This window comes from Neptunomonas qingdaonensis (assembly GCF_900113275.1).
Lineage (GTDB): Bacteria > Pseudomonadota > Gammaproteobacteria > Pseudomonadales > Balneatricaceae > Neptunomonas > Neptunomonas qingdaonensis.
Window position 1 is genome coordinate 261,359 of record NZ_FOOU01000006.1, and the last position, 15,218, is coordinate 276,576.

Sequence of the window (15,218 nt, forward strand, 5' to 3'; positions counted from 1 at the left end):
CCGCCGCTCAAGGTCAGCGTCGCGGTACTGCCGGTGACGCTGACGCTATAGCTCAGACTGTTGGTCGCCGTGGTGCCCGAGGTACCGTTGGTCAACACGATCGCGCTGCCGTCGGCGTTGAGAATTTCACTGCTGCCATCGTTAACGTTGGTGATGGTCAGGGTCAGGGCACTGAGGGTCTGGCCAAACTCAATGGTATCGACGCTGGCGCTGCTGAACAGACTGGCGGCCGCGCCACCTTCAGTAAAGGTCGGATTGCTGCCGGTCGCGGTTAAGGTCGGTTCGTCATTCACCCCGACCTCAACGGATGTATTGACAGTGGAACTGCCTACATCATTCCAGGCTAGCGCATAGTTGGACAGATCCAGCAGAGCGAGCGTTGGCATACTCTGATCGCCGGCATCTGTAACGAGGGCGCTGGCAGCCCCTGGTTCCGAGCCATCTGCATTGATGCTCTGCAGGTGAATGTCACCGCCAGCAGCGGTTGTCTGATAGGCAACGAGCACATTGCCGGAATCGTCGATGGCGACGGTGGGATTCAACGTGCTACTGCCGGAAACCTTTGCCCAGTTGCTTAATGAATCACCATTGGTGAAAGCATTGGAACCATCTTCATTAAACGCCCGTGCAAAAATGCCGGGCGAAAAAGCCCCCTCATCTATATATGCGAAAGCGAAGGCGCCGGAAGCATTTGAGTCAATAGACAACCCAGATGTAGTAGCAAAGGCGGAGCCGCCATCTATAGCCACATTTGCGGGGCCCAAAGCGGAACCATCTGTATCGAAACGGGTAAAATAGGCGTGCTGCCCTGAGTCCCAGGCGACGACGAATTTTCCTCCGCTCAGCCAGGCTACAACCGGATCGTGTTCAGAGGTTGTTCCGTCGGTTGCTGTATGGGCGATGACTTCAGTGGCATCATCAGCGGATCCGGCAGCATCAAAACGGCGATAGAAAACACCATTTGAATCCCCGGGCCCGTTACCCTGCCAGACAACGATAAAATTCCCACTGGCGTCAACATCGATGGAGGCGTTGGATTGAGCGCCGGTGTTCTCTGTGTTTACACGAAACTCATCTCCCGCCGCACTGCCGTCAGCATTGAACTGGCGTGCATAGATGCTGCTTGGTGTGCCGTCCTGATTGCTGCTGGTCCAGGTGACAACGAACTTACCAGTGTCGCTCATGCCGACCGAGGCCCAGCGCTGGTCGTCTGCGGTGGTCTGGTTTATCTGTATTTCAGAGCCTTGGGCGCTACCTGTGCTATCAAATCGTTGAGCGTAAATGCCCCACCCACTGGAGTCTGAATACTGTTCGGACCAGACTACAACATGGTTGCCGCTGGCATCGATCGCAGTGGCTTTGGCGCTGCCGGCACCGTTGCTTGAAATCTCTTCGCTACCCTGGCCGGTGACGGTGACGGTGGAGGCCGCACTCAGCGTTGCTGTATCGTCACCGCCGTTAGCGGTGCCACCGGAATCAACCAGCTCAGTTATAGTAACTACGCGGTCTCCCAGCGTCGGGCTGCCACTGTTGTGTTGGTAGCTGATAGCGTCGATAAGTGTATCAGCCTGCGCAGCCGAGAGTGCCCCACTCAAGCTGACCGTCGCCGTACTTCCGACAACACTGACACTGAAGCTGAGGCTGTTGCCTGTAGTTGTGCCGGATGTTCCGTTGGACAGCGCAATTTGATTGCCGTCAATATTGAGAATTTCGTTACCGCCGTCACTGACATTACTGACAGTCAGGGTCAGACTGCTGAGCGTCTGTCCACTTTCTATCGTGTCCACACTGGTGCCGCTGTACAAACTGGTGGCGGACCCGCCTGTGGCGAAAGTTGGGTCGGTACCGCTAGTGGCCAGTGTCGGTTCGCTGTTTATCGTCTCGAGATCATTACCCACCAGCGTCAGGCCATTGATTTCTTGCGATGATGCAATGCTTAAACTAACATCCGAACCATCAAACACTATCTGCGCGTCAACATCGGTACCAGGCGTACCATCCTGCTGTGTCGCGTTTACAGTTAATGCGATAATATCGGTGTTTTCAGCACTGACAGTGGTGCCTCCAGAGGTTCCGACCGTCATGGGTTTGTTAATGCTAATCAGTAAAGTGCCCTGTACCAGAGCTGTGTTGCCGACGGTAAGATCAGCCTCCAGTAACTCAAGTCCCTGGATGTGCTCTGTTGCGTCGAGAAAACCACTTCCCAGCAATAAATCCTGCCGGACGTAGTTGCCATCCTTACCATAGGTCGAGATGTCTGAGTGATTCGGCGAATCAGAGCGTGCAATCAAGTATGTCCCTGCGGATAGGGTGGTATCCACACCAAGGGTGGTTTCTTGTTCAACAATGGTAATGGCGTGCACGTTTGCGGGTGTCGTGCCATCCACTTTAAAAAATACATCTTCGAGCAGCATTTCATAACCGCTGCCAGGGGTGTACACCAGCACATCAGTGTTATTAACCGTCAGGTTACCGCCGCCAACTTTAGGCACTGAGAAATCCGGGCTACCACCAGACTCATCCCGCATGGAAACCACAATCTGTCCGGGCTGTAATTCATAGACCCCCTCCCCCCCAGCAACAGTTTTAGTAACGACAGTCACTACTGAGTTAACATAATGCATGGCGCGTACATTTTGCTCCAGCGTATGCTCAACGCTAAAGGTACCATCGGTGACACCCGAAGAGCCATCACCGAGTTCTAAATTCAGGTTCGGGTTTTCAAAAGCAACAATTTCATTGCCATTACTAACCCCAACGGAGCTGATGCCATCGTCAGTATGGTCATAGGTAGCACTGTTGTGGGTGCTCAGCCACAGAGTCGACTCATAACGAGTCATCGCGATTTGCACGTTGTCGACAAAAAACTCGTCATCAGACTCAAAACCCGAGACTGTCTCAAATTTTATACGCGTGTCGTTGTCGATATAGGCACTGATATCATAGCTGGCCGCCTGGGTGCTGCCATGATTGAGCGGACCGTCGAAAGTATCGAGGGTGGTCCAGCCAACGCCACCGTCGGTGGAAATTTGCAGCGATACTGAATCACCCGCCTCAGTATTCAGCATGGCCCAGTCAAAACTCAGGGTAGCGCTGCTGGCGAAGGTCAGGTCCGCCTCACGCCAGGCGCCGAGGTTGTTGGCGGCCCACAGGTCCAAGCCATCATCACCGAAGTTGGACCAGACAGATACGGCCGAAGTCGTTATGGTATCCCAGACCGGGCCATCCGCCTCGCCGATCTCTTGCCAGTCATTGACCCAGGGAAGATGACCGTCGTTTCCGCTATAGGCGGGGTTATTAAATTCGTCCCGGATCAGTACCGGCAAGCCCGGGGCCTGGCTGAATTCCGAGGTATTGCCAAAACTTCCGCCGCCAAGATCTTCGGTGACCGTGGCGGCGACGGTGTTGATGTCGCCGACCACCACGCCGGTCAGACTGGTGCTGAATGCCTGCACCCCAGTGCCGGTGCTGACCAGCGTTACCGCACCCAGAAATACTTGCCCTTCACCATGACCGCTGGCGTTGATGCCAGCGGGGTTCTCAAACAACTCCAGTCGGTAGTTTCCGGCCGGGACGTCAAGGAGCAGATCAACATCGAGATTCGAGCCGCTCTGCGTCACCTTGCTGAATACCGGAAAGTTAAGCTGATTATTGGCGCCAGCGTCGGCGTCACCGGCGTCGTTGTAGGAGATACCATCATTCTCCAGATCGATACCGAGCTGGGTACTACCCCAGATCTGGTTGCCGAGAATCGAGGTATTGGTGGCCGCCTGGGGATTGCTGTCGATCACCACAGCCTTGTTAAAGCCGGCGATGCGGTTACCCTCACCGTCCGCGGTGCCACCAACCTGGTTGCCATCGGGCCGGTTCCAGATAACGATACCGAAAGTGCCGGTATTGACCACTGTGGCGCTGGCATCGAGACCAATATCGTTGCCGATGATGCGGTTGTTATTGGTATTGTTACCGTGAATATTGATACCGGCGTAGCTGCTGCCAGCGATCAGGTTCTTGTCAGCCGCGCCGGTGCCACCAATCTGGTTGTCACTGGCGCCCTGGCGTATTCGAATACCGGTATCGTTACCGTCAACGGTGGTGCCGTCGGTGGTCAGACCTATGTAATTGCCAACGATAGTATTGCCGCTCGACGTCACCTCGATAGCGTCATTGCCAGTGAAGCCTGTCATTGACAAACCGCGTATGATACTGCCGTCACTGCCTGAATTGAGCCATAATCCATTGACACCCGGGAAAGTACCGGCGTCAATCCGGATCACCGGTGTATTGACATAATCCGGTTCGCTCCAGCCGTCGATCAATACGCTATCACTGATAGAAGGCAGGCCGTCGCCATCAACCGAAATAACGTGCGGGCCGCTGCCAGCAATATTGAAGCTGATAGTATCAAATCCAGCACTCAGGTTGGCCTGATCGATGGCCCACTCCAGTGACCCCACGCCACTGGCGTTGGTATTAATGACGACATAATTGGCGCCCGGCGCCGTAGCGCCGGCCTCAAAGGCACCGCTATCAGCCAGCCCGTCGGTGCGCAGGTAGCCGCGCTGATCCAGCGGCGGCGCATTGAGATTGGTGCCGGCGTCAATGGCAATACTGCCGCCCAGCAAAGCATGAGTCTGGGTAAAACCGCCATTATTGGCCAGCGCGCCGAGGTTAGGGTCACCGCTGGTATCGCTGCCGAAACCGCTGGCCGGGCCGATATTCTCAATAATGTTAGTGCCATCACTGGAGAAGGTACCAAAGGCGTCAGGTCCGCTACCGCCGGCGGTGTTATTGGCGAGTATAGAATTGCTGATAGTGACGGTACCGGTGGTGTAGATGCCACCGCCCTGAGTAGCGGACGAGTTGTTGGATACCGTGACATTGGTCAGGGTAGCGGTGTTCTCGTTGTGAATTCCGCCACCTTCCGCCCCAGTAGCGGTGTTGCCGCTGATGGTGACGTTGGTCAGATCAATACTGGCGCTGCCGCTACTGTCATTATGGATACCGCCACCGAGACCGGCGCTGTTGCCGCTGAGGGTGACATTGGTCAGCGTGGCGTCGCCACGATTGTACAATCCGCCACCCTCGCTGGCGCCACCACCGGTAGTGGTATTTCCGGAAATGACCACATCGGTCAGATTGACCACGGCGTTGTTGTAGATGCCGGCGCCGTCCACCGCCTGGTTGCCGCTGAGTATGACCCGGTTGAGGGTCAGCGCGCCATCGCTATAGACGAAAATCGCCCCCCCTTTGCCCGGATCGCCACCGCCACTTGCAACTCCGCCCTGCAGCGTCAGTTCCGACGCATTCAGGCTACTGAACTCGTCGATGTGAAAAATGCGATCGCTGCCACCGCCGTCTATAATCGTCGTCGCAGCATCCGCACCGACCAGCGTGATGGCAGAGGTGACCTGCAGATCACCCAAGCTCAGGTTATAGGTATTGGCCGCCAGATTGATCTGGTCGGCTCCGCCCAAAAAATTGGCTTCCATGATCGCGGCTCGCAGGCTGGTATTGCCGCTGCCATCCAAGGCAAAGCCATCGCCCAGGTTGGCGTCAACGGTATCGTTGGTCGTGTCAACGACAAAGGTGGCGAGGGTTCCCTGCCAAACTTGCTGAGCCTCGACGCTAAAAGCCAACTGCGCTTCAATCACGCCCGACTGATATTCCAGATCCCAGTCTCCACCCAGTGCAGTTGCTCCGGTTTTATCATCACTGGCGGCCACATCGGCACCACTTAAGCGCTGCAAGGTCTGAACAAAATCAATGCCTGCTTCGCTGGATGTAACATCACAGCCATAAATCAAAATATCAGCGTCTTCCGTCAATGCAGATGACCATTGTGTAATCTGTTCTGCCTGTTGATTAAGCGTGCCAGCATCAATCCAAGAACTGCCTAATTGCACCCCGTCGCTGTTACCATGCGACAGAATATGAACGGCTTCGATCTGTGAATATTGCTTGAGCAGTTCAGATATTTGGTTAATGCCGCCACTGTTGTGATCTACATAATGTATCTGATAATTGATTTGTGAATCGGCAGGAATAATCTGTTGCAATAGTTGCTGCTGATTATCCACCGCTGCATCGATAATGATAAGCTCTGTACGCGAGTGTTCATTGTCCGGCGTGCTAATAAAATCGCTATCGCCAGGCTGAAGGCTGAATTGCGAATTGGAGGATTGCGGGTTATCGGATTGTTGACTGTCGAATTGCTGAATGCTGGAAAGAGGATCTTGCGAGGCAAACAACGAGGTAACAGAGGCAATATCTAACGAATCCAGCGTCTCGCTAAACGCGCTAGCATCGCTATTGTCGGGTGTATCATCGGACGTATCGCCGGGTGAATAGTCTTCATACTCAACACCCTCCTTTTGCAGCCCTGTCATCAACAGATCGACAGCGACTTCTGCAGCACCGAATGGATCCGCAGATAACATAATTCTGGGCTCTAACAGCTCCAGAAGGTAGGACTCATGCATAGATTTTTTATTTCGGCTGTTATCCGCGCTGGCCATTTACCGTCCCTACATACACTACGAAGATGATCGTTACTAATTGGCGTTTTCGGCTGTTGTTTCTGACACGCTTTACCCGCTAGTTATAAACAGCTTTTGACTGGTCAATAATAGAGGCGACTTTTGATTCGGCTATTTGCTCGACATCCAGCCAGAGATCGACCTTGCCTGTGCGACGCGGTACGACGTCACTACGGATACCCAGTTGAGTCAGGCTAGCTTGTCTTGCATTCGCCATTTCAGGGCCGTCATATGCACCAAAAGATATGCGGCCGTTATAACTTCTGCGCGGGAGCAGCATCATACCGCTGACGCCGCGCTGACGAAATTCCGCCATTAACTGTCGTTTTGATTGCGCATAATCCTCAGCCAGCAGTACTAAATACCCCTTGATAACAGACGATCCTTCATCACGGCGTGAATAAGTATAGCCTTGGCTGGTGAGTATTTTGCCGACACTGAGTAGCGTCGATTCTTTATTAAACGGCCCGAAAGAATGCTTTTGCAGGGACACGGCAGGAACAGGCAACGCCTCTGGAAGCGATCGCTGCTGCTCAACCGCTGGTTCAATCTGCACAGCGGCCATTACCGGGCGGCTTTCAGTCGTGAGTATTTCAACTAGCGGAGATTCTGCTAATGTTAGCGGCTTTTCTGCTGCTGGTAAGGGGGTAGACGTGCCCTTAGGCGCGGCATCTGCCGCTCGCATGTCTGTTGTATTCTTCTCTATTTCAACGCTTTGATCTGCTGTTGATGGCTCGAGTTTTAAAACACACTTCATACCGGCAGGAATCTTATTATCTGGATTCTGCATACTTAAGCGAACGCCGAATGTTCCGCTAGCGGTATCCCCTACCGGATCAATGATCATCACTTTCGCACTCAGTTTAGTGTTGGGCGCGATTTCTGCATAAACGCTTCCCTGCATGTTTTTTTGCACTTGGCCATAATGTTCCATGGGTAAAACCGCTTCAACGTGCAACGGATTCAACTGCACCAGGCGCATAATGGGTTGATCTTCTACATACTCACCTTCGGCTTTATAGACCTGTGCGACAACACCATCGAGTGTTGAGTACACCTTTTTTTCCTGGAGCTGGGCAACAGCCCGATCAAGCTCCAATTGACGCGTCCGGAAGGCATCTTGCGCCTGCTTAAGACGCCAATAGGTGACTTTTTCTAAGCGTGCTGCTTCATCTTTATTTTGAGCAGATATCAGGTTTTTCTGTTTTAAGTCTCTGACTCTGCGGCTTTGCAGCTGATCGTATTTGAGGTTGACCTGCTCAGCAGAGATCTCGGCACTCATTTCAGAACGCACGCGGGACAATTCGACATTGGCCTGCTCCACACGTGAATTCAGTTCGCCCAATAACATTCCTTTTTTAACGCTATCACTACGCTCGGCATGCAGCTTACCGATGAGGCCCGGCACCGCTGCACTGATATCAACCGTTTTACTGGGAATAATGACGCAATCAACAGCGGGCAAAATGATTTCAGCCTGTGCAAGGCTTGAAAAGCTGGTGATAGCAGCAACCTGGACTAAAAAACGTACACTCATTCGATGCCCTTTTAAATTGGGAGCCTAACTTTTAATCTGGATACCACAAGCGTAGCCTGTTTTTAGTGAGACGGCGTAAAATTACGCAACCAGCTCACCTCTATCCATGCCATAAACCTGCTCAACACAGTCGTTTCATTAAATACAAACTTTACCTGAGCATTAGCAGACCGATATGCCTTGTTATCGGCACCTTGCACGGAAACCTGAATTAAAAAATTATTTCTCATCGCCTTAGTACCACTGCTATCCCGACTATCAACAAGCACGTCGCCACCTTTCAAACTACCCAGGAAGCGCGTCGGTAGCTGATCGCTGGCTGCGGGGATGACTTGCATCAGCGTGCCACTGTAGACAGTGCCGGGTTCAATTTTAAACATGACAGAAATATGCGATAAATTATCGCGTATTTTTTCAATGTCCATCTGATCAACAATAGCCGTCACGATCACCGGCGAGTGATCATATATCAAGCCAATAACATCGCCCCTGTTGTAATAACTACCTTGCAGATCATCTCGTCTTGGCTGAACGAAAACGCCCTCGCCAGGAGCCGTTAACATCAGCTGTTCGGCCTGCTTCATTACCTCTGCCAACTCATTTTCAACAGCTACACGCTGATCAAAAATGTCAGCCGCCTGAAGTGCATCCTTTGCGCGTATCTGATCATAGCGAGCGGTTAATTCTTCAATATCAACGCGCAGCGAAGCCAGCGTGTTAACCAACTCAGGATTATCTATTTCAAGCAATACCTGGCCAGACTGCACCTGCTCCCCATTACTGACAAAGACGTGCCGGATAAAACCGCTCTGATTTGTCTTTAGTTGCTGCGACTCATTCAGTACCACCACGCCTGATAGGGTCGTACTGTATTGAAACTGCATAACGACACCGAGCAAGATAACAAGCAACAGCGCGCCAACATATACACCCCAAAATCGCAGCCGTTGACCTTGTTTAACTGCCTGACCATGGGTATTAATAAAGCCTTTAATAAGCGGGGTTACGATTTGCTGTGCTATCACCAATAGCGCGAGCAGCACACCGAGGAAGAAAAACTTTGAACTCAAATAGAGAGCAATAAACAAACTAATGAAGATTCTGTAAGGAATAGCTAACACGCCATATAATGTCAGCCATTTATATTCATTTGCTGCAATATAATCTGTCGGTGCACTAATATTGAACAGATGCCTTTTAAAAAGACTAGCTATATATTGTCTTGAGCGGCTATTAAGGTTATTGATTGATAAAAGATCTGACAATATATAATAACCATCAAATTTCATTAACGGATTTAAATTAAATACCAGTGTAGAGAAACTACCAATAAAGAATATATCAAATAAAATATCTGACAAAAATCCAACACTATCGATATAACACCATGCAATCCAGGCGCATGTGGCGATAAAAAACTCAATAAGCATGCCCGCCATACCCACCAATACCCGCTGATGTTTATACGGAAAATGATAACTGGAAGAAGCATTAATATAAGGCAACGGCATTAACACCAAAAAAATAACACCACACTCTTTCGCCTCGCCACCAAACCGCTTAAGCGCTAATCCATGGCCGATTTCATGTAACACTTTTAAAGCGGGATAAAGAACCAACATATAGACAATATTGAGGGGATCGAAGAACCGACTCGCCCAATGAATTTGGATATCACTCCAATGAGTAGCAACCTGGCTTAATCCGTATCCCAGCAGTATTAAAAAGACCAGCAAAAAATGCCAGCTCAATAAAAAGCTACCCAATAAACTCAAACGGTCTAACAGGCGGTCCGGATTAAATAACGGAATTTTAACCGCCATCGGCTGACGTAAACTGGCAAGCCAATGTTTATTTTTTACTTTTTTATCAGGATTTTTAAGCACACCCATATTCAGCAATTTTTGTATGATGCTACTCAATTCAGAAACTTCCGTCTGAGCAGACATATCGTCGGTTTTTAAAGCCTGTTCTTCAAATACTTGTGTAACGGTTTTCTTACCATCAAAGCTGCAAATAAAGTCGTATACTTTTTTACTACAACGCAAATATTGCGGCTGCTCACCTGCTGACAACAAATACCAGATTCCCTCAGGCGTTTTTTGCTCTGTGCACATCATCAATGCATCTAACTGCAAAACAGAATCTTTTACTGTGTCGATAAAGCTGTTCTCATCCACGCAGGTCGTCACAGCCATAACTTCCAAATAGCCACTTGCAACCAATCAATAAAGTGGTGAGTCAATACCCAGCCCAGCGAGTAATGGCCGACATCCACGCGCGCAATACCCTCCATACCCGGACGCAATAACTCTAACGCGACTGCCGGTAAATCAGCTTCAGCCAAATAAACAATTTGATTATCTTCTTCAAAAAACAGAGGTGACGCTTTTGATAACGATATATCAAACACAGAATCTGGCAGCGCCGCTAATTTTAGCGCCCCTTGCTGCCCCTCTTTAATAAAACGGATATCCGTCTCCTGGACACGCAGCATCGCTCTATATTGATTAAGCGGTGCTATTTTAAATAACAGATCGCCGCTTGAGACTGGCGAACCTAAGCGGCGGCTTAAATCCCCTTCTATGATCATGCCCGCAATCGGCGCTTTTAATGCCGTTTGTTCCAATTGAAGCTTAACCTGATCAAGCTTGGCTTTCGCTTGCTTCAGCTTGGCCTGATATACATTGGCCTGCGCATACTCCCGACCCGCTAATGCTTTTCTGTAACCTTTTTCGTGTTCCTGATACTGGCTGGTAAGCCTAATAACTTCAATTTTCAACTGCTGATCATCCAACTCAGCAATAACATGGCCTTTTTCAACAATATCACCGGCTTTTAAAACAGCTGTCTTAATAAAGCCATCGAAAGGGGAAACAATGGATTTTTGGACTTTGCCTTCAATAACGGTATCAACCGGTATCTGATAACTAACCGGTAGAAACAGGAGTGCGATTAAAAGTAATACCGCCACTCCCCATCGAAAAAGCCCAATAGAGATCAATCCCGCTAATTTATGCTTAATTGAGGACTTTGGCTCCTCAACGGAATGAGTCGATGGCTGTTCTGATAGCTTTACTGGTGGCTTTTCTACTTGATGTTCAGAGCCTCTTTCTGCCAACTCTGCTGAGACTGCCAAAAAATTCGCTTGCTGCTGTTCTTGCTGCATCCTCAACAGCTCGGACAACCAGCGCACCGACCAACTCACCAAGCGTTTAACGGGCTCAACGGCATCGGGCTCAGCTTTAATCGACAATGCTAATAATACCGAGCGACTGTCGTCTGTGACGGGTAAAACCACCGTTAATAATGGCGCGGTATAGGTTGTCAGCAGAGAATGACGCTGTGCCGAAAAAGTTAAGCTTTCCAACAGCTGTGCATCAGGAGCATTGGCTTTGGGCCAACTGACATACTTGTCGTCTGTACCCTCTGTATATTTGAAAATTGCACTCTGTGTGTCGGGCACCATTTGACACACCAAGTTTAGCCATTGCACGTATATGGACAAATTAACTACCCGTTCTGCTCTTGAAACGTTTTGATTCAAATCCTCCTGCTAACTATAGTTGAAACTTGCGGACTTGCATGATCAACCAGGCCAAACTACAGACAAACTAAAGGCAAACCATAGACAAACCAGGGCATAAGCCGAAAAACATCTGCGAGAGCCTTAAACGGCGTTCATTTGGGCCGTGGAATATCCAGAATTTTGCCGAAAGTGGTATATTCATTGCCGCCCAGACGCCCGATCGGATCAACCCGGGAAGCATCGATCTTTATTCGCCCCTCTGGTGTTTTCAAAACAATGTCATCATCCAGCCAAATCTTTTCAATTAATCCAAACACCAGATGCTGATCATTATTACCCATCTTTTTTTCTTCATAAAACCGGCAATACATAGCGATTTTCGGGCCAATTACTCGCGGTAAAGAAAAACCTTCTACACTTTCAGTGTTCAACCCACACAGATCGATCTCAGATTCTCCCTCGCCCAATACACTGGCACTTTTTGTAACCTGTCCAGCCAGCTCTGAATTAGCAATATGAATAACAAACTTTTCGCGTTCTTTTATATTCCGATAGGTATCTTTTTCACAGCCATCAGGCTTTCTGCCAACCGAGATCATCATGATAGGCGGATCACTGCAAACCGCTGAAAAGTATGAAAATGGCGCTAAATTATATTCACCATTCCGGTGCTCAGTTAAGACCCAGGCAACGGGTCTGGGGATAATGATCTGAGTCAATGTATGGTATGCAGAATTGCTACTCATTAAGTCTAAGTCTAAAAACATAGGTCGCCCCAAAAAATATAAAAAAAAGAGTTTTATATCAATAGATTGGAAAAGAAATAAAACTTTTATAACGCAACTGCAACATGAATACTATATCAAACAAATGTATGTTTACATGAAAATTAATACTCTTGACATTCTGGCCAGCTTGGACGCAAACGGCCTATACTTATGTTGTATTAAAGAGGTAGAGAAGAGTATAAAGAATTCCTACCGCCTACATAATTATAATAGGAGGCACGCCATGTTAACGTATGAAGAATGCTTAGATATGTGCGATATCAACCAAGATGAAGTATCTGCAATCGCTGAGCATGAGCATGTTGATCCGATAATTGCATTGGCAATGGGGCAGTATTTATGTTGCCACAATGGTGAGAGCAAAATTCAAGCTATCATTCTTGATGATATAAAACATGCAGAAAAGACAGGCAATACAGAACATGCGGGTGTATTGAAAAAAGTACTGGCACATTTTATTGCAACCCACCCTACTACGTCTGAAGCTTGCGCAGCAAAATAGTGCAACGTGAATGTTAGATAAGATCTGCAAGTAGGATGCGTGATTAATAAGAAGCTGGCCGCCGCAATGACGGCCAGCTGCACGGTTAGTTCTTCAGATATAAAAAATCCTGACGATCCAGCATAAAAAAACCCGGACAAGCCGGGTACAAGCAAGAAAACGGTGCGCAAATCACGCACCAAAGGGCAACGACCAAGCTTTAACCAGAGTGAACTAAATACGTAATTTAAAGCTGTTGTTCTAATTGTGGCACCGCTTCGAAAAGGTCTGCAACCAGTCCGTAATCAGCCACCTGAAAGATAGGGGCTTCTTCGTCTTTATTAATAGCCACTATAACTTTAGAGTCTTTCATTCCGGCAAGGTGCTGAATCGCGCCAGAGATACCTACAGCAATATAAAGGTCAGGGGCAACAATTTTACCTGTCTGCCCAACCTGCATATCATTAGGCACAAAGCCGGCATCCACCGCTGCACGAGAAGCACCGACGGCTGCACCCAGCTTATCGGCCACTTTTTCGATCAACGCAAAGTTTTCACCGTTACCCATACCCCGACCACCCGAGATAATGACTTGAGCTGAGGTAAGTTCCGGGCGATCCGACTTGGCAATTTCCGCACCGACAAATGCCGATGTAGCGGCATTATGCAGCATAGACACAGCCCGCACTGTTGCACTTCCACCTTCAGCGGCCGCGGCATCAAAGCCAGTTGTACGCACAGTAATCACTTTAATGCTGTCTAGCGACTGCACCGTCGCGATCGCATTACCGGCATAAATCGGACGATCAAAGGTATCTGCGCTTTCAACACGAATAATTTCAGAGATCTGCGCTACATCCAACAAGGCAGCAACGCGCGGCATGAAATTCTTAGCCGATGTTGTCGCCGCAGCAACTATGTGAGTGTAATCTTTTCCTAACTCATTAATCAGCAGTGAGATATTTTCTGCAAGTTGATGTTCATAACAGGCATCTTCAGCCAACAACACCTGACTAACACCCTGGATCTTAGCCGCCGCATCCGCTACAGACTGGCAACCTGCACCAGCAACCAACACATGCAGATCACCACCCATCTGTGCAGCAGCAGCCACTGTGTTCAACGTAGCGGGCTTCAACTCGCTGTTATCATGTTCCGCAATAACCAGAATAGCCATCAGATCACCTTCGCTTCATTCTTCAGTTTGTCTACCAATGCCTCAACAGAAGCCACCTTGATACCTGCTTTACGCTCTGCCGGGGGCGATACTTTAACCAACCGTGTATGGCTTTTAACCTCAACGCCAAGGTCCGCTGGAGTTTTAATGTCCAATGGCTTTTTCTTAGCTTTCATGATGTTAGGTAAAGAAGCATAACGCGGCTCATTTAAACGCAAGTCTGATGTCACAATGGCCGGCAGTGTCAATGAGACGGTTTGCAAACCACCGTCGACTTCGCGGATAACCTGTACTTTATCGCCATCAACTTTGACGTCAGAAGCAAATGCTCCCTGAGGAAAGCCCGTCAATGCGCCAAGCATCTGTCCTGTCTGATTATTATCAGTATCGATAGCCTGTTTACCCATGATAACCAAACCTGGTTTCTCATCATCGACCACTTTTTGTAACAATTTAGCAACCGTCAGTGATTCCAGTATCTCATCCGATTCAACAAGAATTGCACGGTCTGCGCCAAGAGCCAATGCAGTACGTAACTGCTCCTGACACACCTTACTCCCTAAAGAAACAGCAACCACCTCGGTAGCTATACCCGCTTCTTTCAAGCGAACCGCTTCTTCGACAGCAATTTCACAAAACGGATTCATGGCCATTTTGACATTGTTTAAATCAACATCACTGTTATCAGACTTCACACGCACTTTCACGTTGTAGTCGATTACGCGCTTGACTGTTACCAGAACTTTCATGGCGGTTACCTTTTAATTCAACGGATAATTATTCAACTGATATTTATTCAACTGATATTTATTCAACTGATAGTTATTCGACTTGAGACAAATGCCTGTAAATTATTACAGACATGTAAGTATATTCCCGTATATTAATGATATTCAGTAATTTTTCAAGCCGTTCAGCTAAGCCTAAGGTCTAATTTAGCTAGAAATCAGTTTATATAGATACGGGTTTTTACTTATAATGTATCCAATAAAAAATATCGGTTTCATTTTTTGAAACCGGATACATACATTCGAACAAGGGGAGACGAACCGTGGAACGCGAATCAATGGAATTTGATGTCGTCATCGTAGGTGCCGGGCCAGCGGGATTATCCGCTGCGTGCCGCTTTATGCAGATGGCCAATGAACAAGAACAGGAATTAACCGT

Annotated in this window: 8 protein-coding genes; 1 reads left to right on the forward strand and 7 read right to left on the reverse strand. The window is 48.8% G+C overall.

Annotated features, from left to right (window positions below; genetic code table 11):
• The 5 genes from BM099_RS11210 to BM099_RS11230 all read right to left on the reverse strand — a co-directional run.
• A partial coding sequence (locus BM099_RS11210) for a DUF4347 domain-containing protein (protein ID WP_090728081.1) occupies positions 1 to 6,518 on the reverse strand: 6,518 nt, incomplete at its 3' end.
• 79 nt (positions 6,519 to 6,597) lie between these two features.
• A complete protein-coding gene (locus tag BM099_RS11215; RefSeq protein ID WP_090728084.1) occupies positions 6,598 to 8,076 on the reverse strand; it encodes an efflux RND transporter periplasmic adaptor subunit in 1,479 nt (492 codons plus the stop codon).
• 62 nt (positions 8,077 to 8,138) lie between these two features.
• Positions 8,139 to 10,268, reverse strand: a complete 2,130-nt coding sequence (locus BM099_RS11220; RefSeq protein ID WP_177201154.1) for an efflux RND transporter periplasmic adaptor subunit — start codon at positions 10,266 to 10,268, stop codon at positions 8,139 to 8,141.
• Positions 10,265 to 11,545 carry an efflux RND transporter periplasmic adaptor subunit gene (locus tag BM099_RS11225; protein ID WP_090728088.1) on the reverse strand — a complete coding sequence of 427 codons (1,281 nt, stop codon included), beginning with the start codon at positions 11,543 to 11,545 and terminating at the stop codon, positions 10,265 to 10,267. Before BM099_RS11225 ends, BM099_RS11220 begins: the two co-directional genes overlap by 4 nt.
• Before the next feature lie 212 nt (positions 11,546 to 11,757).
• Complete coding sequence (locus tag BM099_RS11230) at positions 11,758 to 12,372, reverse strand: flavin reductase family protein (protein ID WP_090728091.1); 615 nt, start codon at positions 12,370 to 12,372, stop codon at positions 11,758 to 11,760.
• Positions 12,373 to 12,616: 244 nt separating this feature from the next.
• Between BM099_RS11230 and BM099_RS11235 the strand changes: the two genes are divergently transcribed.
• Positions 12,617 to 12,895, forward strand: a complete 279-nt coding sequence (locus BM099_RS11235) for a hypothetical protein (protein WP_090728093.1) — start codon at positions 12,617 to 12,619, stop codon at positions 12,893 to 12,895.
• Between the two features lie 226 nt (positions 12,896 to 13,121).
• Here BM099_RS11235 and BM099_RS11240 read toward each other — a convergent pair whose 3' ends face one another.
• Positions 13,122 to 14,051, reverse strand: coding sequence for an electron transfer flavoprotein subunit alpha/FixB family protein (locus tag BM099_RS11240; protein ID WP_090728095.1), 930 nt, complete (start codon positions 14,049 to 14,051; stop codon positions 13,122 to 13,124).
• Positions 14,051 to 14,800, reverse strand: coding sequence for an electron transfer flavoprotein subunit beta/FixA family protein (locus BM099_RS11245; RefSeq protein ID WP_090728098.1), 750 nt, complete (start codon positions 14,798 to 14,800; stop codon positions 14,051 to 14,053). The genes BM099_RS11240 and BM099_RS11245 overlap by 1 nt, the downstream gene beginning before the upstream one ends.
• Between the last annotated feature and the right edge of the window lie 418 nt (positions 14,801 to 15,218).